20 protein-coding genes are annotated in these 22822 nt (G+C 42.2%); 15 read left to right on the top strand and 5 right to left on the bottom strand.

Going from position 1 to position 22822, the window contains the following annotated elements:
- Positions 1-158 precede the first annotated feature (158 nt).
- Complete coding sequence (metG, locus tag L2748_RS11470; protein ID WP_220781785.1) at positions 159-2198, bottom strand: methionine--tRNA ligase; 2040 nt, start codon at positions 2196-2198, stop codon at positions 159-161.
- A 160-nt stretch (positions 2199-2358) separates the two neighbouring features.
- Between metG and apbC the strand changes: the two genes are divergently transcribed.
- The 9 genes from apbC to L2748_RS11425 are packed head-to-tail and all read left to right on the top strand — an operon-like array spanning position 2359 to position 9137.
- Positions 2359-3474 (top strand): iron-sulfur cluster carrier protein ApbC, encoded by a 1116-nt coding sequence (gene apbC, locus L2748_RS11465; RefSeq protein ID WP_220781786.1) that lies wholly within the window; start codon positions 2359-2361, stop codon positions 3472-3474.
- Between the two features lie 11 nt (positions 3475-3485).
- Entirely contained in the window at positions 3486-4124 is a 639-nt protein-coding gene (udk, locus tag L2748_RS11460; RefSeq protein WP_220781787.1) for a uridine kinase, read from the top strand.
- 45 nt (positions 4125-4169) lie between these two features.
- Complete coding sequence (locus tag L2748_RS11455; RefSeq protein WP_220781788.1) at positions 4170-4514, top strand: hypothetical protein; 345 nt, start codon at positions 4170-4172, stop codon at positions 4512-4514.
- Positions 4514-5413: an aminodeoxychorismate lyase gene (pabC, locus tag L2748_RS11450; RefSeq protein ID WP_220781789.1), complete on the top strand. Its 900-nt coding sequence runs from the start codon at positions 4514-4516 to the stop codon at positions 5411-5413. The genes L2748_RS11455 and pabC overlap by 1 nt, the downstream gene beginning before the upstream one ends.
- Positions 5410-6417 (top strand): endolytic transglycosylase MltG, encoded by a 1008-nt coding sequence (mltG, locus tag L2748_RS11445; protein WP_220781790.1) that lies wholly within the window; start codon positions 5410-5412, stop codon positions 6415-6417. Before pabC ends, mltG begins: the two co-directional genes overlap by 4 nt.
- The gene (gene tmk, locus L2748_RS11440) at positions 6414-7052 is read left to right on the top strand and encodes a dTMP kinase (protein ID WP_220781791.1); all 639 of its coding nucleotides are present in this window, start codon (positions 6414-6416) and stop codon (positions 7050-7052) included. Before mltG ends, tmk begins: the two co-directional genes overlap by 4 nt.
- A gap of 1 nt (position 7053) precedes the next feature.
- Positions 7054-7971 carry a DNA polymerase III subunit delta' gene (gene holB, locus L2748_RS11435; protein WP_220781792.1) on the top strand — a complete coding sequence of 306 codons (918 nt, stop codon included), beginning with the start codon at positions 7054-7056 and terminating at the stop codon, positions 7969-7971.
- Positions 7972-7977: 6 nt separating this feature from the next.
- Positions 7978-8304 carry a PilZ domain-containing protein gene (locus L2748_RS11430; RefSeq protein ID WP_220781793.1) on the top strand — a complete coding sequence of 109 codons (327 nt, stop codon included), beginning with the start codon at positions 7978-7980 and terminating at the stop codon, positions 8302-8304.
- A gap of 44 nt (positions 8305-8348) precedes the next feature.
- The gene (locus L2748_RS11425) at positions 8349-9137 is read left to right on the top strand and encodes a TatD family hydrolase (protein ID WP_220781794.1); all 789 of its coding nucleotides are present in this window, start codon (positions 8349-8351) and stop codon (positions 9135-9137) included.
- Between the two features lie 250 nt (positions 9138-9387).
- Here the strand turns inward: L2748_RS11425 and rsmF are convergent, their stop codons facing one another.
- Positions 9388-10818 (bottom strand): 16S rRNA (cytosine(1407)-C(5))-methyltransferase RsmF, encoded by a 1431-nt coding sequence (gene rsmF / locus L2748_RS11420; RefSeq protein ID WP_220781795.1) that lies wholly within the window; start codon positions 10816-10818, stop codon positions 9388-9390.
- A gap of 59 nt (positions 10819-10877) precedes the next feature.
- On the opposite strand from rsmF, the gene L2748_RS11415 reads away from it, so the two are divergent.
- The gene (locus L2748_RS11415) at positions 10878-12104 is read left to right on the top strand and encodes a nucleoside recognition domain-containing protein (protein WP_220781796.1); all 1227 of its coding nucleotides are present in this window, start codon (positions 10878-10880) and stop codon (positions 12102-12104) included.
- Positions 12105-12225: 121 nt separating this feature from the next.
- Here the strand turns inward: L2748_RS11415 and L2748_RS11410 are convergent, their stop codons facing one another.
- From L2748_RS11410 to L2748_RS11400, 3 genes are read right to left on the bottom strand one after another with little or no spacing between them, the layout of a single operon-like run.
- Entirely contained in the window at positions 12226-14853 is a 2628-nt protein-coding gene (locus L2748_RS11410) for an MlaD family protein (RefSeq protein ID WP_220781797.1), read from the bottom strand.
- Positions 14831-15472: a paraquat-inducible protein A gene (locus L2748_RS11405; RefSeq protein ID WP_220781798.1), complete on the bottom strand. Its 642-nt coding sequence runs from the start codon at positions 15470-15472 to the stop codon at positions 14831-14833. Before L2748_RS11405 ends, L2748_RS11410 begins: the two co-directional genes overlap by 23 nt.
- Complete coding sequence (locus L2748_RS11400) at positions 15459-16091, bottom strand: paraquat-inducible protein A (RefSeq protein ID WP_220781799.1); 633 nt, start codon at positions 16089-16091, stop codon at positions 15459-15461. Before L2748_RS11400 ends, L2748_RS11405 begins: the two co-directional genes overlap by 14 nt.
- 186 nt (positions 16092-16277) lie before the next feature.
- Here L2748_RS11400 and L2748_RS11395 point away from each other — a divergent pair, with 186 nt between their 5' ends.
- The 5 genes from L2748_RS11395 (at position 16278) to pepN (ending at position 22746) form a co-directional block, all read left to right on the top strand.
- Positions 16278-16568, top strand: coding sequence for a YebG family protein (locus tag L2748_RS11395; RefSeq protein ID WP_220781800.1), 291 nt, complete (start codon positions 16278-16280; stop codon positions 16566-16568).
- A gap of 81 nt (positions 16569-16649) precedes the next feature.
- Positions 16650-17108, top strand: a complete 459-nt coding sequence (locus tag L2748_RS11390) for a GAF domain-containing protein (protein WP_220781811.1) — start codon at positions 16650-16652, stop codon at positions 17106-17108.
- A gap of 286 nt (positions 17109-17394) precedes the next feature.
- Positions 17395-18030: an RNA chaperone ProQ gene (proQ, locus tag L2748_RS11385; RefSeq protein WP_220781801.1), complete on the top strand. Its 636-nt coding sequence runs from the start codon at positions 17395-17397 to the stop codon at positions 18028-18030.
- Between the two features lie 34 nt (positions 18031-18064).
- Positions 18065-20110, top strand: coding sequence for a carboxy terminal-processing peptidase (gene prc / locus L2748_RS11380; RefSeq protein WP_220781802.1), 2046 nt, complete (start codon positions 18065-18067; stop codon positions 20108-20110).
- A 74-nt stretch (positions 20111-20184) separates the two neighbouring features.
- Positions 20185-22746, top strand: a complete 2562-nt coding sequence (gene pepN / locus L2748_RS11375) for an aminopeptidase N (protein ID WP_220781803.1) — start codon at positions 20185-20187, stop codon at positions 22744-22746.
- The last annotated feature ends 76 nt before the right edge of the window (positions 22747-22822 follow it).

Raw genomic sequence — 22822 nt, 5'->3', positions numbered from 1 at the left:
GTGTAGTCACGTTGTGTACGTTTACTGCGGATTGCACCTGAGGGTTTCATAGATAAGTCTCCAAAGTGTCAACTTATCTCAGGACGGGACATCGATTACAATAAAAAAAGCCGCTAATTAAGCGGCTTTTTAAATGAGTTACTAAACCTAAAATAGGGTTATTTAACCTTCATACCAGGTTGTGCACCTTCGTGCGGCTCCATGATCCAAAGATCTTTACCACCAGGACCAGCAGCCAATACCATACCTTCAGATACACCGAAACGCATTTGACGTGGTGCAAGGTTAGCTACCATAACGGTTAGCTTGCCTTCAAGATCTTCAGGCGCGTAAGCAGACTTAATACCAGCGAATACTTGCTTAGTTTCGCCGCCTAAATCTAGCTCAAGACGTAATAGCTTGTTGGCTTCTTTAACGTGTTCAGCTTTGGCGATACGTGCAATGCGCAGATCAATCTTAGCAAAATCATCAAAGCTGATCTCATCGCTAATAGGATCTTGCTCAAGCGGGCTCTTAACCTCTGCTTTAACTTCTGGCTCAGCGGTAACTTGTAAGTTTTCAGTTGAAGCTTCGATAATGGCTTCTATGCTCTTCATCTCAACACGTTGCATTAGTGCTTTAAACTTAGCAATTTCATGGCCCGCTAGATCAATATCTAAATTGTCCCAAGTCAGTTCCATCTGCAAGAAAGCTTCAACATCTTGGGCAAGTTTAGGTAATACAGGCTTTAGATAAGTCACTAATATACGGAATAGGTTTAGTGCATTACTGCAAACCTGATGCGCTTCTTCTTGCTTGTCATCTTCTTTGATTAACTGCCATGGCGCTGAGTCTGCAACATAAGCGTTAGCAATGTCAGCTAGCGTCATAATTTCACGCATAGCTTTGCCGTATTCACGAGTCTCATAGAAGTTAGCAATGCTTTCTTGTTTCGCTAAGAAGCTCGTTGTTAGGCTAGTGTCGTTAATTTTTGCTAGCTTGCCATCAAAGCGCTTGCTGATAAAGCCTGCGGTGCGTGATGCTAAGTTAACGAGTTTACCGACTAAGTCAGAGTTTACGCGCTGCGCGAAATCTTCAAGGTTTAAGTCTAAGTCGTCAATTCTGCTGCTAAGTTTAGCGGCGTAGTAATAACGAAGATACTCAGGATCTAAGTTATCAAGGTAGGTACGCGCTTTAATAAAGGTGCCTTTAGATTTTGACATCTTAGCGCCATTAACTGTGACATAGCCGTGTGCATAAACACTAGTTGGCTTACGTAGACCTGCGCCTTCTAACATTGCTGGCCAAAACAGGCTGTGGAAGTAAACGATATCTTTACCGATGAAGTGGTAAACTTCTGCTGTAGAGTCTTTGCTCCAAAAATCGTCAAAGTTCAAGTCGTCACGTTTATCACATAGGTTTTTAAAAGAACCCATGTAGCCAATTGGTGCGTCTAGCCATACGTAGAAGAATTTACCTGGCGCATCAGGGATCTCAAAACCGAAGTAAGGCGCATCACGAGAGATATCCCACTGCTGCAAACCTTGCTCAAACCATTCACCTAGCTTGTTAGCCATTTCTTGCTGCAGCGAACCTGAGTTGATCCACTCTTTTAACATACCTTCAAAAGCTGGAAGGTCGAAGAAGAAGTGTTCAGTATCTTTCATTACTGGCGTCGCACCAGATACGGCAGACTTTGGATTGATTAAATCTGTTGTGCTGTATGTCGCGCCGCAGTTATCACAATTATCGCCATACTGATCTTCAGACTTACAGCGTGGGCAAGTACCTTTTACAAAACGATCTGGCAGGAACATAGACTTCTCTGGGTCAAATAACTGAGAAATCGTTTTGGTCTTAATGTAGCCCGCGTCGCGCAACTTGATATAAATCTGACTCGCCAGCTCACGGTTTTCGTCACTATGTGTGCTATGGAAATTATCAAACTGGATATTGAAGTCAGCAAAATCCTTCTCATGTTCTTTTTGAACTTGAGCAATCATCTCTTCAGGTGCGATCCCCATTTGCTGTGCTTTAAGCATGATAGGTGTGCCGTGAGCATCATCTGCACAGATGTAATGACATTCGTGACCACGTAATTTTTGGAAACGTGACCAAATATCAGTCTGGATATACTCAAGCATATGACCCAAATGGATTGGACCGTTAGCATACGGAAGCGCACTGGTGACGAGGATTTTACGTTGTGAATTTGCCATCTTTTCTCAAAATCGCTGGGAAACAAATTAGAATGGCATAGATACTAACCGATCCAATAGAGAGTTTCATCAAAAGCTCGCACAAGTGCATTAAATCTAGACTAATGTTTGCAAGAATATCTGGTACAATTGCGCAAATCATATTTAGGGGGTCTGCATTTTGTCTTCATCTCATCCAAATTATCATCTTGATGATGATCTACTTAGCCAGGTATTAGCGATTCTAGATACGTTTCAAGACACGTATTTGAATAAGAGCTTATTAAGCGCTGGTATGGTCACAAAGCTTGCTTTAGAAGGTAAGCGACTACAACTTGGACTATGTTACTCGTACCCGTGTCAGACACAGTACCGTGACACCGTTATGGCTGTGACTAAAGCGTTAGCTGTATTGGATGCGATTGATGAAGTTGAATGCGAAATCGACTTCCAACCAGAAACCGTATCTGCCATCAGTGCCGTTGAGCCATTGCCAAATATTAAGCAAGTGATTGCAGTGGCATCAGGCAAAGGTGGTGTAGGTAAATCAACAACTGCGGTTAACCTAGCGTTAGCATTGGCTGCAGAGGGCGCAAGTGTTGGTATTTTAGATGCTGATATTTACGGTCCATCAATTCCTATGATGTTAGGTGTTGAAGATTTTAAACCTGTCTCGCCAGACGGCAAGATTATGACTTTTGCTCCGGCACATGGTATCGCAGCGCAATCTATTGGCTTCATGCTAGATGGCGACCAAGCAGCAGTTTGGCGTGGTCCAATGGCAGCTGGGGCGTTAGTGCAGCTATTAACTGAAACTGAGTGGCCTGAGCTAGACTACCTAGTGATTGATATGCCACCTGGAACCGGTGATATCCAGCTGACTTTGTCCCAAAAAGTGCCAGTAAGTGGTGCCGTTATTGTGACGACACCGCAAGATATTGCGCTCGCTGATGCTAAAAAAGGCGTGAACATGTTCCAGAAGGTGAATATTCCTGTTCTGGGTATTGTCGAAAACATGAGCTTCCATCTTTGTCCTGAATGTGGTCATAAAGATCATCCATTCGGCGCTGAAGGCGGCCAAAAAATGGCAACTCGTTACAACGTACCACTGCTGGGGCAGCTGCCTTTGCAATTAAATATCCGTGAAGATGTTGATAAAGGTACACCTACTGTTGTGGCTGACGAATCAAGTCAAGTTGCTGCTATTTATCGTGAAATAGCTAGAAAGGTCGGGGCACAGCTGGCGTTATGTCAAGCACAGCCTAAAGTATCAATTAGCATGTCTGATGACGAATAAGGTCTAGTTTAATGAATTCTAAAGATTGTGTTGTAATTGGTATTGCTGGTGCATCAGCGTCTGGTAAAAGTCTTATCGCGAAAACGATTTATGAAGAGCTTTGCCGCGATTTAGGCACAGACCAAATCGGTGTGATTGCCGAAGATGCGTATTATCGTGACCAAGGTCATTTGTCGATGGATCAGCGCGTCCTAACAAACTATGACCACCCAAAGGCGCTTGACCATGAATTATTGTGTAGTCATTTACGTGAGCTAAAAGCCGGCAACGCGGTTGATGTGCCAGTATATAGCTATAACGAACATACTCGTACTGATGAAAAAGTGACGCTTACCCCTAAGAAAGTCATTATTTTAGAAGGTATCTTACTGCTGACTGATCCGGCTCTGCGTAAAGAGATGGACGCATCAGTATTCATGGATACGCCATTAGATATCTGTTTCATGCGTCGATTATCCCGTGACGTAGCAGAGCGTGGTAGAACGATGGAGTCAGTCATGGTGCAATATACTGAGACTGTGCGCCCTATGTTCCTACAGTTTATTGAGCCATCGAAGCAATATGCCGATATCATTGTGCCACGTGGTGGTAAAAATCGTATTGCAACGGATATCTTAAAAGCGCGTATACAACATTTATTAGCGAAATAGCGCGATTAAATGAGTTATAAGGGACAAACTGCAATAGACGGGGTAGTGGATACAGTTATTGTTGCTAGTTTTTATCGTGGCGTGGTTATTCAGGCGCCAGGGCTAAAACCTAAGCTGGCATATGATAAAGCTGTTGACCTTGGATTGACTCAATTATGTCAGATTTCTGATTTGTTAATTCAAGCTAGTGTCCCTTATATTGATTCGAGTTCATTAATTGATATAAGACAATGTGAGCTAACTATAGCCATTCGCCATACAATTGCAGCTGAACAAAAACAACCGCTTGCGGATGGTGAACCACTCAGACTTGCTATTGTGCGAAATTATGTGACATTACCTGTTGATATCGTGCGTTGGCGAGATAGCCTATTCAGCAAGGAGCATTAATGGCGCAAGTTTGGGTAAATGGTGAATTCGATATAGGCGTCAGCCCTTTAGATCGAGGGTTAGCCTATGGTGACGGTTTATTCGCAACGATGCGTGTAAACCAAGGTCATATTTTGTTTCTTGATGAACATATGGAGCGTCTTACTCAAGGCGCTTTTCGTTTAGGTTTTAGCTGGACACCTTCTGCAGCCCTTTACTCGCATTTAACCACTTTAGCCCAGGCTAATCCGCAGTCGTGCATTAAGTTAATCTTGTCGCGAGGTGCTGGAGGCAGAGGCTATGGTGTCGAGCTCAATCGAGTTAACCAAGCCTTTACTCAGTATGATTTATCTAGTGCAGCAAAATCTGGCTCTCAGCATGAAACTGCAAGCAATAACTCATTGAATGTCACTGAAGTTATTTCATTAAGTGGATTACCTGAACATTATCAAAACTGGCAACAACAAGGCATTTGTCTTGCGCGCTCTGAAGTCCTATTAGGTAAACAGCCAAAACTTGCAGGTATAAAGCACTGTAATCGATTAGAACAAGTATTAATTAAATCGGCTGTACTGCCCCTTGGTTACCAGGATTGGTTGGTAGTTGATTCAAGTAACAATATGATTGAATCGTCGATGGCAAATATCTTTTTTGTTATCGAGGATAAGATTATGACACCAAGAATAAGCCATGCTGGCGTAGCTGGTATGATGCGCGAACAATTGATTTATCAGCTTTTAGGCAGAGGTTTTAAGGTAGAAATAACAGATATTGATTACGATAAGTTAAGCTCGGTGAAGCATGCTTTTATCAGTAACAGTCTTTTTGGATTAGTTGATGTAGTCGCTATCGATAGTTTTACCTTCGAACGTGCGGTTTGGACATCAAGTTTAAGAGAACATCTCAGTCTGACATTATGAAAAAAATTATAATAAGCCTATTCGCAAGTCTATTTACCTTATTAACCATTGGCGCCATTTCGCTTTATTGGGGTTATCAAATGCTGTTGGATTATGGTCAGCAGCCAATAAATGTGACCGAAGCACAAGAGCTAACCGTTAAACGAGGAACGACATTTAACCAGTTTATTGCTGTTTTAGAGTCTACCGATCTTATTAAAGACGGTTGGAAACTAAAGTGGTTGGTTCGTTTAAAGCCTGAACTTGCCCATATCCGTTCTGGTTTATATGAGATTACACCGAGCGATAACATTGACAGCCTTTTAGCTAAAATCGTCAGCGGTAAAGAGAAATCGTTTGGCGTCACACTGCTAGAAGGCCAGACTGTTAAAGAGTGGCGCCAGGTATTAGCGACGCAAGATAAGCTGGTTATGCAAGCTGACGTGTTTCAACAAATCTTGCTAGAAAATGGCGATGACAGTGGCTTGCCAGAAGGTAAGTTTTTCCCTGATACTTATCACTACATTGCAGGAAGTAGTGAAAAGGCGTTGCTGAATAAAAGCTATCTAAAAATGCAACTTGAGTTAGATAAAGCCTGGCAGGGAAGGCAAGAAGGCTTACCGCTTAAATCAGCTTATGAGTTGCTTATCCTAGCGTCCATTATTGAGAAAGAGACCGGCAAAGCGAGCGAACGTCCATGGATTGCAGCTGTCTTTATTAATCGTTTGCGTAAAGGCATGCGTCTGCAAACTGATCCCACGGTAATTTACGGCATGGGTGACAGGTATAACGGCAATATTACTCGTAAAGATCTGCGTGAAACGACCGCATTTAATACTTACAGAATTAATGGTCTACCACCAACACCGATAGCAGCGCCAAGCCTTGCGGCAATAAAAGCTGCCGCGCATCCTGCCGATGTTGATTACTTCTATTTCGTATCGCGAAATGATGGTAGCCATGTATTTTCAAAAACACTGACCGAACATAACCGTGCAGTGAACAAATATCAGAGAAACCGATGAAAACACCAAGCGAACACTCGGCCAAGTTTATTGTCATTGAAGGACTTGAGGGCGCCGGTAAATCTAGTGCTATTGCACTGGTGAGAGATTTTATAGAAAAGCATACTGGTCAAGCACCTATTTGCACTCGTGAGCCTGGCGGTACGCCTTTAGCGGAGCAGATGCGTGATTTAGTCAAAGTGGCAAATGAAACCGATCCATTATGTGATGAAGCCGAATGCTTGCTTTTCTATGCAGCTAGAGCGCAATTGGTTGCCAATGTGATTAAGCCTGCACTGGCAAAAGGTGAATGGGTTTTAGGTGATAGACATAACTTGTCTTCGCTAGCGTACCAAGGTGGCGGCAGGGGGCTTATGCCTCTAGTGTCAGCAATTAGTGATGCAACCTTAAAAGGTTTTAAACCTGATCTGACTTTGTATTTAGATATCGATCCTAAGCAAGGTTTAGAGCGCGCTGCACGTCGCGGCGAGCTAGATAGAATCGAGCAACAAGAGATCGCATTCTTTAATCGAACACGAGCGACTTTCCTATCTTTTGCTGATGCGGATGACTCAATCAAAATAATTGATGCGGGCCAAACAATGGCTGAAGTCCACAAGGATATCATCGCTATTTTACAAGAGCAGAGCTGGTAATATGAGATTGCTACCTTGGTTGCAAGCTCCGCTAAAGACCTTTTCTGAGCAGCTTAAAAGTGGGCGAACAGGCCATGCTTATCTGATTGCTTTAGATAGCGGTTATGGTGGAGAAAGACTCACATTAGATCTTGCTCAAGCAGCATTATGCAGCCATGTCGGCCATAGTGGCAGCTGCGGATTTTGTAAGTCTTGTCAGCTTATTGAGGCAAATAACCATCCGGATTTTTATCGAATTGAGGCTGATGGCGCGCAGATTAAGGTCGACCAAATTCGTAGTCTTTGCCAAAAGTTAACCACTACGCCTCAGCAAGGTGGCAAGCGTGTAGCAGTCATTCTAAATAGTGAGCGATTAAACCAAGCATCGGCAAACGCGCTGTTAAAAACACTAGAGGAACCGGGTAAAGAAACTATTTTGTTTCTACAAGCTAATTCACCGAGTCGCTTATTGGCGACAATTAGTAGCCGTTGTCAAAGGCTACATATAGAGACACCGGCTAAATCATTGGTTAAACAGTGGTTACAGCAAGAGCTAACGACAAACGAAGATATGAGTTGGTGTTTACCTGTGGTGGGCGGTCCTTTAGCTATTATAGAAGCGGTCGAAAGTGGTCGTGAAAAGCAGCTTGTAGAATACCGCACAGGCTGGTTACAAAGTTTGTCGTCCGGACATCTGTGTGATAGTTTAAACAATGTTAATGAAAAGCAAGTTTCTGATGCCCTTAAAGTTTTATACTTAGTCGTGCATAGAATTTTAGTTAAAAAGCAGGATATGGAGCCTTTAACTCGAGCCGCATTAGCTAATTTTGCAGCTAAGATTATGCAAGTTGAGTCACGCTTAGCGGTAATGCCTAATGTTAGTTCGTTAGCATTATTTGAAAGTTTAACGATTGAATATCGCCAGCTAATGAGTTTATAAATTTTTATGATTAATCTTGTCGTCAAATTCGAGTCCTTACAGCAACTTTATCGTGCTTATATGCCTTTTATAAAGCCGTTTGGCTTATTTGTTAGTTGCACTGACTCTTATACGCTAGGCCAGGAGGTCTTCGTGACTTATCAGCTACCTGGCGGGACGCTTGAATATGACTTTAAGGGGACTGTGGTTTGGATTAACCCTCTTGGCGCTTCCGGTGGACGTCCTGCTGGCATTGGCGTCAAGGCCCTATCAGAACCTGACTTCCATAAACATCAAATTGAGCAATTACTCTCTAGTGAACTTGCCTCAGGGGATTTGACCTGCACTATGTAGCTGGGTAGACTTGCTATCCTTTTAGTTGTTTGTTGGATTTACCAGTGCTTATCGATTCACATTGTCATTTAGACCGTCTTAAAACTGCGCCAGATCAGGCGTCACTTCAAGAGATCATTGCAGCTGCTAAAGCGCGTGATATCGCTTATTTCCTTTGTGTGAATGTCAGACAGCAAGGTTTTACTGATATGAAGCAGAAGATGGCCGCGTTTGATGAAGTCTTTTTGTCTGCAGGTGTGCATCCGTTAGATGTTCAAGATGGGTTAAATATCGACGAAGTAGAACAATTTGCTCGTGACGAAAAAGTGATCGCAATTGGTGAAACGGGTCTGGATTACTTTTATGCAAATGAAACAAAAGCGCTGCAACAGCAATGTTTTGAGCAGCAGATTGCCCTTGCTGTAAAAGTGGAAAAGCCACTCATTATCCATACACGTGATGCCCGTGAAGATACGATTAACTTTTTAAAGCAAGGTAATGCCGACCGTGTAGGTGGTGTATTACATTGTTTTACTGAAAGCTGGGAGATGGCAAAGGAAGCACTCGATCTTGGTTTTTATATCTCGGTTTCAGGCATTGTTACCTTTAAGAACGCTGGCGATTTACGCAACGTGATTAGAAAAGTGCCGAAAGACCGTTTATTAGTTGAAACTGACTCACCTTATTTAGCGCCTGTTCCTCATCGTGGCAAAGAAAACCAACCGGCGTTTGTACGTGATGTTGCTGAGTTTGTCGCAGAACTGCGTGGTGAGAAGTATCCCGATCTGGCCCAATACACCACAGAAAACTTTTTTAACTTGTTTAAAGATGCCGCTCGTTTAACGGGTCGTTAGTCTTTGCTAGAGCTAAATTCGAGACAAAAAAAGACCCAAAACTATTCCAATTGTTCTGGGTCTAGGGGAATGGCTCACTAGGAGCCGTGCGCTACTGTTGTTACCACTTAGGGTAAATAAGATTAAGCTGCTTTGTTGATAGCGTTAGTTTGAAAAAGCAGCCTGTTGCGAACTGATGTAATACAGTGTAGACCAGCTTTTTCAATTATGGGTGGTTATTTTTGCTGCTACACCGCCCAAATGTAACGATTTATAACTCGTAAAGCGCAATTTTGTCTTTAACTAATTCTCTTGGAAGATTATTTTTAAGTTTATTACCTAGATGTTTGGCAACGCCTAATGGGTTATTGGCGTAGCTTACGATGACTTCACCTTGCGGTTTCACTTTTTCCGCTAGGCTAATATCTCGTCCCATCAGAAATGCTTTAGCTTGTTCATCTGTCAGCTCTATCTGCGTGGGTGAATGCAGGGCTAGAATAGCCTCATGGCGTACTTTATAGCCTTTCTTTAGGGTATCAGCGAGCTTTATTCCAATTCGTTGAAAGCGCATTTTACCAATCAGTGGTTGTACAGCATTCGGGAAAAGCCAGAACTCTAAATCCCGCTGCATAATTTGTGCATCGCTTGGTAAATCGATATTGAAAGTCGCTTTAAAGTATTCACTTAACTCTGCAACTTGTTTAGCTTTAGCTGGGGTAAAGGGAAAGTTTTTTTGCTTTCTAGGTTCTTCTTGCTGGCGCTCAACACTTGCAAGTTTATGGATTTTAGCAACAAAGAAGCCTTCACTGTCATAGATTTGTGGCCATACGTGAAGAAAACCTTCTTCTGTACAGGCTTTATCTGCATGAGGAAATAATCCAGATAACGGCATAAATTCTACAGCGTCGTTAAAAACAGACTTTAGGTGATGACACACGTCTTGATTTTCTTGACGGCTTAGGGCACAGGTCGAGTAAACTAAACTGCCACCGGGCTTTAACGCAAGAAAAGCCGATTCAATCAAGGCCTTTTGCGTTGCAACAATGCCTTTGTTTTCATTGTTATCCCAATTTTTGAGTGCATCAGGATCTTTACGGATAGTGCCTTCACCGCTGCAAGGTGCATCAAGCAAAATGGCGTCAAAGGTTTCGAAAAGGTATTCACCAAACACTCGAGCATCAAAATGGGTAAGGGCGCAGTTTGAAACTCCCATACGTGCGATGTTGGCATGTAATACTTTGACTCGGCTTGCCGAATACTCATTCGCGACTAACAAACCTTTATTTTCCATTAGGCTTGCTATTTGAGTTGTTTTAGAACCAGGTGCAGAAGCCATATCCAGTACCCGAGTATCGGCATGGATATCGCACTGACTTGCAGTTTCAAACAGCGCCGTTGGCGGTAACATTGAACTGGCTTCTTGGATATAAAACAAACCTTGTAGGTGTTCAATGCTATTACCCAATTGGATTTCAACACTGTTGCTGACCCAAAAACCTTCTGCACACCAAGGTATAGGGTCAAACTGCCAACCTTTTGGTGTCATTAGTTCGATAAAATCAGTGACGCTAATTTTTAAAGTATTCACCCGAATAGAAAGACGCAGTGGCTGATTGCTATAAGCAATAAAGTCTTCCATAGAAAGGTGATCTGGGAGTTCGCGTTCGATACTGTCGAGGAAATTCTGATTAAAATGAGCCATATGTCGAAGATAATGCGGTAAAGTAGCAGGATTATAACAGATTAAAAGAGATTCATTGCGTGCTAAATAAGATCTGGTTTGGCTTTTTTGCTACCGCATTAGTGGCGATACTAGCCCAAGTGTTTACCGGCCATACTCAAGTTCTGTCTGAAAGCGTGACAGCCATTTTTTCAAGTTCGAAACTCGCGGCCGAAATAGCCTTAGGCTTAGTTGGGGTGCTGTCTTTGTGGATGGGGCTAATGCGAGTCGGCGAGAAAGCCGGTGTTGTTGCACTTTTTTCGCGCTTATTTGAGCCGCTATTATCGAAACTCATGCCTGAAGTGCCAAGGGGCCATCCAGCGTACGGAAGTGTCACCATGAATCTAACCGCTAATATGCTTGGGTTAGATAATGCCGCCACACCTTTAGGCTTAAAAGCAATGCAGGATCTGCAGACTTTAAACCCAAATAAACATGTGGCCACGAATGCACAAATCTTATTTTTAGTATTAAATACTTCATCAATCACCTTGGTGCCAGTGACGGTTTTTTTATATCGTGCCCAGCAAGGGGCGGCAGCGCCAGCGGATATCTTTTTACCTATTTTACTGGCGACAACCGCTTCAACCTTAGCTGGCTTAAGTGTTGTGGCACTAGTACAGCGTTTGTCATTGTTTAACGCTGTGGTATTGGGGTACGCAGGGGTTATTTTATCCGCCATTGTTGGTCTGGTTTTTTACTTAAGCACGTTAACCGTAACGGCAATAGGTGAGGTGAGTACTGCACTTGGTAACGGTATTTTGCTGCTACTTATTTTTAGTTTTGTTTTGGTGGCTGGTATACGTAAGATTGCCGTTTATGATGAGTTTATTGAGGGCGCGAAGGAGGGCTTTACACAATCGATAAAGCTTATCCCTTATCTATTAGCCATGTTATTGGCGATTGCTTTACTGCGGGCATCGGGGGCTTTAGATTACTTTTTGCAACTAATAGCCAGCTTAGTTGCCATTGCAGGTGGTGATGTGCGCTTTGTTGATGCGATGCCGACGGCAATAATGAAACCTTTTAGCGGCTCTGGTGCACGTGCAATGATGCTAGAGACGATGCAACATTACGGAGTAGACTCGTTTGCGGGGCGGTTAGCTGCAATTTTGCAAGGTAGCACTGAGACGACCTTTTATGTGTTAGCCGTCTATTTCGGTGCTGTGGGGATCCGCAATGGCCGCCACGCGTTAGCATGCGGGTTATTTGCTGACTTGGCGGGCATTATTGCCGCCATTGTCGTTTGTTATCAATTCTATGGTTAAACTTTGTTGTAGCGTATAAGTATACAGTCAATATTAAATTAAATAAGCACAATAAAAAACGAGGCAGAAGCCTCGTTTTCATTTGTTGTTCAGTTATTTTTAGCGCTAATTCAAGCTGTTGTTAGTCCTGACTTGATTGTACTGGAGACCAGTCTAACCAAGCAGGATCCATTGCTGAATTCAATACAAAGGATTGATTGCCTGTGATCTCATTGGTGTTGCTGGTAGTCTCTTTGGTGGCAACGGCAATGCCGCCAGCTAAGATGGTCTCCAGTGAGCCTGTTTCTATTTGCGCTCCGGAGAATAAACCTACATCCACTTTAACGCCTGATAGATCCCAGAATACACTTGTGTTATTGACTAAATGCTTATATTTACTCTTGATATGAGCTTGCAGTACAACGCCTGTGCCTTGCTCAGAAAGCTCATAAGCATCAACTTGGCCGATATTAACACCTCTGAAAAAGATCCCGGTGCCAGCTTTTACAGAGCCTAAGGTAGTGTCTGTTAAATTAAAGCTAACAGCATCGGCAAGCGTGTGCAGTGGTTTTTCTATTTTTCCAACGAACTTTGTCACGGTTGCCGCGCTTTTTCCTGGGAAAACTTCAATATAAGGACCGGTGATTAAGGTTTCAGGTGCTTTTATACCCGCAAGGGAAATATCCGCTGTGACGATAGAGTAGGCGGCATCTTGCTGCATAAAGTTATCTGCGTACTCACCATAGAGATAAGCATTAACCATTAATTGCTTTAAGTTAGGTGCTAAAGTGACGGACTCAACTTCACCGACTTTATGACCTAAATAACGGATTGGTGCTTTAGAGGTTAACTGTACGCTAGCTGGAAAAGTCAGCTTAATCGGTTTTGCTTGGCTTAACGCTAATAACTTAGACTCATACAGGTTAGTGGAATTAGCAACGCGTCCCTCTTCGAGTAAATCTAGGTTAATGCCACCTTTTAGAGCGCCCATTAGTGGTGCGACTTCAACCTCTACACCACTTAGGCTAGCATTTATTGATAACGCACTATTGCGCCAAAAGACGGTCCGCTCATTGAGCAAGCTATTAAATGCACGCTCAATGGTAATATCGATGGCAAAAGTATTATCAGCTGCTTGCCATTGCACTGATGCTACTTGGCCTATTTGCATCTTTTTATAATAGATAGGCGAGCCTGCTGTTAAGTCGGCAGCATCTTGGTTAATTAATCGTTTTTTGATTAGGTTTTGCTTACTGTAAAATGTTTTCGCTTCGTCTTTATTGGCGAATACATATAGCGAGTCGCCATTGGTCACAAGGGCTCTATTGCTGCCTCTTACTAAACTCAGTGCACCACTAGTTAAGGTATTTAGATCCTGAGTTCGGACGTTAACTCCCTCTAAGCTAGCATCGATGTTGAGTGCTGACTCTGCGATGAAGTGGCTATTTTTGCTGATCAGATTTGCGAAATCTGCCGAAATTTCTACTTGGTATTCGACTTGAGTAAATGTGTCATTAAGCTGACGGCTTAACACTTCCCCTATTTTAATTTGCTTATAACGGATCTCTGCGCCAGCACTCACACCAGGGTTAGTTTCAGAGCGTAAACTAATCATCAATTTATTGATGTTTTTTGGCTCAGGTGCCTGAGTTAATAATTGATATTGTGCTTTAGCAGGCCCGGTACCTGGGATAAAGTTGATTACATTGCCTGTAATTAAACGCTCTGGGTGCTTGATACCTGATAATGAAATATCGGCACCCTCTAGCCAAAAATCTGCAGACTCAGTTAGCTGCTCTTGGTACATAGCATCGATTTTTGCCGATAATAATACACCACTATCAGTGAGTGATTTTTGTGTGACTTGACCTATTTTTATGCCTCGATAAACAATATCTGTCTGCTTTGATACTGCTTCTGTGCCTGTCGCGAGAAGCTCAAATTGAACGCCACCAAAGGCATCATCTTCTGACTCATACAATGAAAATTGGTGGTTATTCTCTGCGATTGATGAATTGGCATTTGAACTAAAACTGATCCCGCCAGCTAAGATTGACGCTATGCTCTCGCTGTTAACTTTAATTCCTGATAACGAGGCGTCTACGCTTATTCCTGATACATTCCAAAACTGTGAATCGACTTTGACTAGATCGGCATATTGTTGCTGAACAAAAGCGGTGACTAAAATTTGGTCGGCATTTTCTAAATGGTAACCAACGATTTGTCCTACCGGGATTTGGCGGTAAAAAACCGGAGAGCCGACGTCTAAAGAACCAAGCTTATCAGAGGTGATATTAACAATAAGCCCTTCAACTCCAGGGGTGATCACAGGTGCTTTAGTTTCTGCTTCAAAGTAAGAACGTGATTCACCTTCGCCGGGTAAGATACTGATGTAGTTACCAGAGAAGAGCGTGTCTAGCCCCTCTACACCGGTTATCGACGCTTTAGGCTTTACCAGCCAGAACTTAGTGCCTTGGTTGATAAATGGCTCAGCTCTATAATCCATTAATACACTGACATCAACACCTTGTAACTGCTTATCAATACTCATATCGATGACTTTACCCACGGTGAGCCCTTGGTACTTTACCAAGGTTTTTCCTATATCCATGCCAGCTGCGCTAGGAAAATGTATGGTCACCTCAATACCCGATTCCCGGATACTTTTCACACCTAGCCAAGCGCCTAATGCGAGTGCAATAAGAGGTAATAGCCAAATCGGTGAGAATAACTTTTTCTTTACGACTTTAGGCGTTTGTACTTGAGTCATCTTTTGCTTCCAATCTATCCCAGAGTAAACGGGTATCTATAACTTTTGCAGCAAGCTGCGTGAGTAAAATTACTAAAGCGAATGCGGTCGCTGCAGGGGCGGGTTTTGCATCTAATAACTGCCCCATATTGACCACGGCAACGGTGAGAGAAATAACAAACAGATCGAGCATGGACCAACGCCCAATCCATTCAATAATATGAAACCCACTCATTAGCTTCTTTTTCGAAATAGGCAGTTTAAAGCTAATGGCTGATAGGTATATGGTTAATCCTACAATCTTTAGAATTGGCACTAATATACTTGCAGTAAACAAAATGATCGCAATAGGGATCATGTCCGTTTTTACCAAGTGGGCGATGCCAGAAAAAATGGTATCTTGGGTAACGCGCCCTTGATTGGTGAGCGTTGTTATGGGGTAAATATTGGCAGGGATAAGCAGGATCGCGGCCGTTATCAACAGCGCCCAACTTTTTTGAATACTGGCGTAATCTCGAATTTTTAATGGCGAGTCGCAGCGGCTACAATTACTCGATTTACCGCAAGTTACTTTGTGGCAAGTGGGACAAGACGTCAGTCCAATATCCTTACCTAAAGTCGCGTTATCATTGGTGCTCATCAAGAAAGCTCCACATATGTTCTAAGTCGTACTCACGCATTAAAAATAATGTCATGATAAATAGCATGGTGAAACAAAATGTGCCGAACCCAAACGAGACTGTCGCAAAGTCGGCCAAATTAAAGGCTGCCACTAAAAAGCTAATAACGTATATTTCAAGCATCGTAAGCTGAGTTAACAGACCTTGCATTTTCAATAATTGTTTAAGCGTTTTTTTTAGCTTACGCGAGTGCAAACCAAATTTGATTATTAATATTTGAGCCAATACTGAAACCAGCAGCAGCCCAGGTGCGAGTACCGCCGATACCAGCACGGCGACTCCTACCAACCAATAGCCTTGCTGATAAACCGCTAAAGCGCCTTCTAACACCGTGGTAGTACGTATGCTTCCGAGAAACTCAAGTTCAAGAACGGGATATAAATTTGCTGGAGCAAAAAAGAATACAGCCGTTAAACAAAGGGCTAGCATACCATTTATTGAACAATACGGCGTATCATATAAAGGTGTATGGCATCGAGGACAAAGAGCGCGCACACCTGTCGGCAGCGCACGTTTCCTGATGACTAAGTCGCAGGACTGGCACAAAGTAATACTATTATCTGCTGCTTCCATTTTCACCCAGTTTTAATCTACAAACATTTGCCATATCTTGGATAGCTTAGTTGTTATCGCTTTCCGTCACGTATGCAATTGAAAATATTGAGTCATTAACGTGATAAGTTTATCAGATATCTAAGAAAACTTGCATAAGAAGTTAAATCTATGAGATTCTCCACTGTATATAAAAACAGTGTGGGGTTGAATATGGCCGTTGTAACTCAATTTGTAGTGGTTAGAGAAGGGGTTGAAAAGATGACTTTTACATCTAAAAAGGAGGCTGACGCCTACGATAAGATGCTAGATATCGCTGACAACTTGATTCCTTTTTTAAGTAAGAGTGAATTAGATTTAGAAGAGAGTGATATTGAGAAATTAGGATTTTTCCTCGCTCAACATAAAGATGATTTGCAAGTTTTACTTAAAGGCGGTTCTCTAGAGAAGAAACCCGTTGCCAAAAAGGCCGCCAAAAAAACAGAAATTAAAGAAGCAAAATAAAGCGCTTGAACAAATGTCTCCTTTTGTTGTTAGAATGCTGCAATTATATTTTGGGATTCAACAAAACTGTTAGGGAACATAATAGTGGATGCTTTTTACGATACGCTTAACCGTCAAGTGCAAGCACTGTTTGCGGGTGAAGACGACATTATTGCAGCGCTGGCTAACTTTTCTGCATTGCTTAACGATAACTTAACCGATATTAATTGGGTTGGCTTTTATCTATTGAAAAATGATCAATTGGTACTCGGACCATTCCAAGGTAAAGTAGCGTGCACACGTATTCCTGTAGGAAAGGGGGTATGTGGCACAGCTGTCGCCAATGATGCAACGCAACGTATAGCGGATGTTCATCAGTTTGAGGGGCATATAGCCTGTGACAGCGCAAGTAATTCAGAACTCGTTGTGCCTTTAAAGCATAATGGAACTGTTATTGGTGTACTCGATATTGATAGCCCATCGTTATCAAGATTCAGTGAAATTGATCAACAAGGCATAGAAACTTTGGTTAAAAGTCTCGAAATTTGCCTATTTGGTTAATCTACGACCAATTATCGCTAATTGTAGGTCGCAATCATTTGAAGCCTCTCTATAATAAGCGGTTTGAGTAATCTAAAAACTAAACACGGGCGATTCAATAATTGAATCCTTGGAGTTTGGTGTTTTATATTGCTAAGGTAGGTTTGGTTTTTGGGTGTAAAAATAAATGTTAACGATTTTTCATTTGTACTTTACGGCCTGATCAGACAAATATAAACGACACATAGACTAATATAAGCAATGGCGCTTATTGGTGGTGTCCCTTTTTTAAACTGTGGAAGTAAAGATGGAATCAACAGAAAAGTTGACCGATACCAACGCTATTCTTGCGTATTTGTACGAAACATTTCCTTTATGCTTTATAGCTGAAGGTGAAACTAAGCCATTAAAAATTGGTTTGTTTCAAGATTTAGCGGAAAGGTTAGCTGATGATTCTAAAGTCAGTAAAACTCAGCTCAGAATCGCATTAAGAAGATACACAAGCAGCTGGCGTTACCTAAAGTGCGTTAAAGCTGGCGCACAGCGTATCGATTTAGATGGCAACGAATGTGGTGAGCTTGAACAAGAGCATATTGACCACGCAGCGGCTACACTAAAAGAAAGCCAAGATAAAGCAAAGGCTAAAAGGGTTGCGCAGGCAAAGAATGCTAATCCAGCTAAAGTGGCTAAAAAGCCAGTTAAGAAGCCTGTAGCAAAACGTCCAAAACCAGCAGCAAGCAGCAAACCAGCTAAAGAAGCGGTTGTGGCTGAAAACTTAACGCCAGCGGTTTTAGCAGAATTAAAAGCTAACCAACGTGTTAATGTTAAATTAGGTAAAGCACCTGTTGCAGGTACAATTTTGGACATCAAGAAAGAAGATGTTCAAGTTCAACTAGACTCAGGTCTGACTATTAAAGTTAAAGTTGAGCACATCTTGCTGTAATGGCTTAAAAGCACCTTGAAGGAGTAACTTGTTGATGCGAAAACTTTCCCTGGCTGTTTCTATTGCCGGTATATTTGTCGGATTCTCGGCTTGGGCCGTAAGCCCTACTATTCAATTCAGCGAGTTGCCCGCTCTTAAGCAGGAACCGCAACACAAAGTCGCCAGTAAACGTGTTACTGGACTCTTCACTCGTTCGCATTATCATCGTTTTGATATGGATGATGCGTTCTCTGAACAAGTCTTTAATCGCTTCTTGAAGCAACTTGATTTTCGGAAGAATGTATTGCTGCAATCTGATATTGATAGCTTTAAAGGCTATTCGACTCAGTTTGACGATATGTTGAAAAGTGGCGACTTGAATCAAGCTTATGCCATGTATGAGCTTGTTCAAAAACGTCGTTACGAGCGATTTGTTTATGCCTTATCTTTACTTGATGAAGAGATGGCATTTGACGTTGCTGGTGACGAATATGAGTACGATCGTGAAGAGGCTAGTTGGCCTAAAACTGAAGCCGAATTAAATGAGCTTTGGCGCCAGCGAGTAAAATACGACGCCTTAAACCTTTCTCTTACTGGTAAAAACTGGGATGAGATAGTCGAAGTACTCGAGAAACGTTATAACAATGCAATTAAACGTTTAAGCCAGACACACAGTGAAGATGTTTTCCAAGGCGTAATGAATGCGTTTGCCCGCACCGTTGAGCCCCATACCAGTTATTTGTCACCAAGAAATGCAGAACGTTTCCAAATGGAAATGAACCTTAGCCTGGAAGGCATAGGGGCTGTTTTACAGGTTGATGATGACTATACGGTAATTAAGAGCCTTGTTGCTGGCGGCCCTGCTGCTTCAAGTGAAAAATTATCGCCAGAAGATAGAATTATTGGTGTTGGTCAAGAAGGCAAAGAAATTGTCGACGTGATTGGCTGGCGTCTTGATGACGTTGTTGAACTCATTAAAGGCCCTAAAGGCAGTAAAGTTGTATTACAAATTTTGCCTAAAAAGGGCGGTTCAAGTGCTAAGACATTTGAACTGACAATTGTGCGCGACAAAATTCGTCTAGAAGACCGCGCGGCGACATCTAAAGTGATTGAGCCTACTGAAGGCCCATATGCGAACCGTAAAGTCGGCGTGATTCAAATCCCTGGCTTTTACATGGATTTGTCAAAAGACGTCTCTAAAGAATTAGCTGAATTAAAAGAAGCCAAAGTTGAGGGGATTATTATTGATCTTCGAGGCAATGGCGGTGGCGCGTTAACCGAGGCGACACTACTGACAGGTTTGTTCATTGAGCAAGGTCCTGTGGTTCAAATTCGTGATGCAAATGGCCGTGTAAGCCAAAATCGTGATAACGATGGACGGGTGACTTATGATGGTCCATTAACTGTTATGGTTGATCGTTATAGCGCATCTGCATCTGAAATCTTCGCTGCGGCATTACAAGATTATGATCGCGCGTTAATTGTGGGTGAATCGACCTTTGGTAAAGGTACGGTACAGCAGCATAAGAGCTTAGGCCGTATTTACGATATGTATGAAAAGCCTATTGGTCATGTGCAATATACCATTGCTAAGTTCTACCGTATTAACGGTGGCAGTACTCAGCTTAAAGGTGTGACCCCAGATATTCCTTTCCCAAGTGCATTAGAACCGGGTGAGTATGGCGAAGCCGAAGAAGAAAATGCATTGCCGTGGGATAAAGTACCGGTTGCACAATATGGAACCCTGGGTGAAATTTATCCCCAGTTGATTGCTAACTTAGATGGTAAGCATAAAGAGCGTATTAAGTCTGACGTTGAGTTCGGTTATATTTTCCAAGATATCGCTGAATACAAAGAAAACCATGACGATAAGACGGTCTCATTAGTCAAAACTGAACGCTTAGCAGAGCGTGATGAAAACGATAAGAAGCAACTCGACCGCGCAAACGATAGACTTGTTCGCGAGGGCGAAGATAAAGTGAAGTCATTAGATGACATTCCTGATGATGTTGAAGTTGCAGATGCGTTTTTAGATGAAACTGCATTTATTACTCTGGATTTAGCTGATATCGAGAAGTTAGCTAAAAACCAAAAGCAGTAAGATGAACTCAATAAAAAAACGCGCTTAATGCGCGTTTTTTTTAATTAAAAAAATTAATAACAAGAGGTTTATTCATGTCCCAGCCACAAGCCAAATTCCTCAAAGATTACCAAACACCATCCTTTCAAATTAGCCATATTGATCTTAATTTTTCATTAGCAGAAAAACAAACAGAGCTTATCGCAACAAGTAAAGTGATCCGTCAAGGGGAGCATAATCAAGCGCTAGTCTTAGTGGGTGATGAGATAGAGCTTGTTAGCGTAACTGTCGCGGGTGAAGCGGTGAGTTATGAGCAGCGTGATGGTGAACTTGTTATTGAAACCAGCTTGGATGAATTTGAATTACAAATTACCACCAAGTTAGACCCTGAAGCTAATACTAGTCTTGAAGGGCTCTATATGTCAGACGGCGCTTACTGCACTCAGTGTGAAGCGGAAGGGTTTAGACGTATTACCTATTTTCTCGATCGCCCAGACGTATTAGCAATATACACAGTACGTATTGAAGCTGACAAGCAAGCGTTTCCATATCTACTTAGTAATGGCAATCTCGTCGATAGTGGCGATACAGACAATGGACTGCATTTCGCTAAATGGCATGATCCATTCCCTAAGCCTGCTTATTTGTTTGCGTTAGTTGCAGGCGATTTTGATTTACTGGAAGACAGTTTTACCACTTGTAGCCAACGCAATATTAAATTGCAGGTCTTTGTTGATAAAGGTAATTTGAATAAAGCCCACCATGCAATGGCATCATTGAAAAAGTCAATGAAATGGGATGAAAGTCGCTTTAATTTAGAATACGACTTAGATATTTATATGATCGTAGCGGTTGATTTTTTCAACATGGGCGCGATGGAAAATAAGGGCCTCAACGTATTTAACACCAAATTTGTGTTAGCCGACAAGGACTCTGCAACAGATGACGATTATCATGGTATTGAGTCAGTTGTTGGACATGAATACTTTCATAACTGGACAGGTAATCGAGTGACTTGTCGAGATTGGTTCCAGCTAAGTTTGAAAGAAGGGTTAACTGTATTTAGAGATCAAGAGTTTAGCTCTGATTTAGGCTCTCGTGCTGTAAACCGTATTCATGCGATTAAAGTAATAAAAAATCAACAGTTTGCTGAAGATTCTGGACCGATGGCACACCCAATCAGACCTGAGTCAGTTATTGAAATGAATAACTTTTATACCGTTACTGTATATAACAAAGGTGCTGAAGTTATTCGCATGATGCATACGTTATTGGGAGAGATTGGCTTTCAAAAAGGCATGGCCTTGTATTTTGAGCGTCATGACGGTCAAGCGGTAACCTGTGATGATTTTGTCGCGGCAATGCAAGACGCAAGTGGCGTTGATCTAAGCCAGTTTAAACGTTGGTATAGCCAGGCAGGCACACCACAAGTCAATGTAAAAGAAGAATTTGACGAAGAGAATCAACGTTATACATTAACCTTAGAACAGTCAACGCCAGCAACACCGGATGGTTCAGCAAAATTACCGCTGCATATTCCATTTGATATCGAACTGCTCGATGTAGCTGGCTCACAACTTATTAATAAGGTACTTGATTTTACCGAAGCGAAACAAGAGTTTACTTTTGAAGGGCTACTGCAAAAACCCGTTCCATCATTACTGCAGAACTTTTCGGCTCCAGTAAAATTAGACTTTGATTATTCGGTTGAACAGTTAGTCCACATTATGCGTTTTGCAACTAGCGAAGTGGCTAAATGGGAAGCGTCAGTAGCTTTGTTCAGCCAGTCGGTTTGGCAAAATGTGGCTCGTCTGCAGACTCCACAAGCTATGTTTATCGACCCACGAATTGTAGATGCTTTTAAAGGAGTCATCTTAGCTCAGGATCTTGATAAAGCGCTAATGGCGGAGATCTTAACCTTGGCTAGTGCGGGTTCATTGATAGAACAGAAAGCCTGTGTTGATCTCGATTGCTTGGCATTGGCGAGAGAGTTTGTTGTACTTGAAATTGCAGCAAATTGTGAAGATGAGCTTCTAGTTAAGGTGCGTGAACAGGCTAATATTGATGACGCGTCAGCGCGTGCTTTAAAAAATGTTTGCTTGAGCCTATTACTTAAAGTTGATAGTAACTATGCTGCACTGGCTAAACAGCAATTTGAGTCAGCTGAAAATATGACTGATAGCTTAGGGGCATTAAGCGCGCTAAATGGCGAGCCTTCAACGGTTCGTGATCAGCTAATGACCGAGTTTGAGCAAAAATGGCTAACAACACCATTGGTTATGGATAAATGGTTCGGGCTACACGCCACACTAAATAGCGACAATTGCATAGACAAGTTAACCTCACTGTTTGAACATCAAGCATTTAGCTTTAATAACCCAAACCGTGTGCGTTCGTTAATCGGTATTTTCGCCGCAGCGAATACGTTTGAATTTCATCGAATCGATGGGCTAGGCTACCAATTTTTAACGGATGCTATCATTAAATTGAATACGCTGAATCCACAAGTTGCTGCACGCATAATTACACCACTAATACAGTTCAAGAAGTTTGATAAAGTGCGCCAACAATTGATGGCGAATGAACTAAATCGCATTCTTGCGGTTGATAATTTATCAAAAGATTTATACGAAAAAGTGACTAAAGCGTTAGTGTAAAATAGTCAATTATCCCCCAAGTTTCGAGGTTTCACTTTTGCTGAGGAGACCTCGAAACTCGTTTATTTTAACAATA

Source organism: Shewanella sairae, assembly GCF_023283535.1.
Classification (GTDB): domain Bacteria; phylum Pseudomonadota; class Gammaproteobacteria; order Enterobacterales; family Shewanellaceae; genus Shewanella; species Shewanella sairae.
This window is presented reverse-complemented; position numbering and strand designations above follow the sequence as displayed.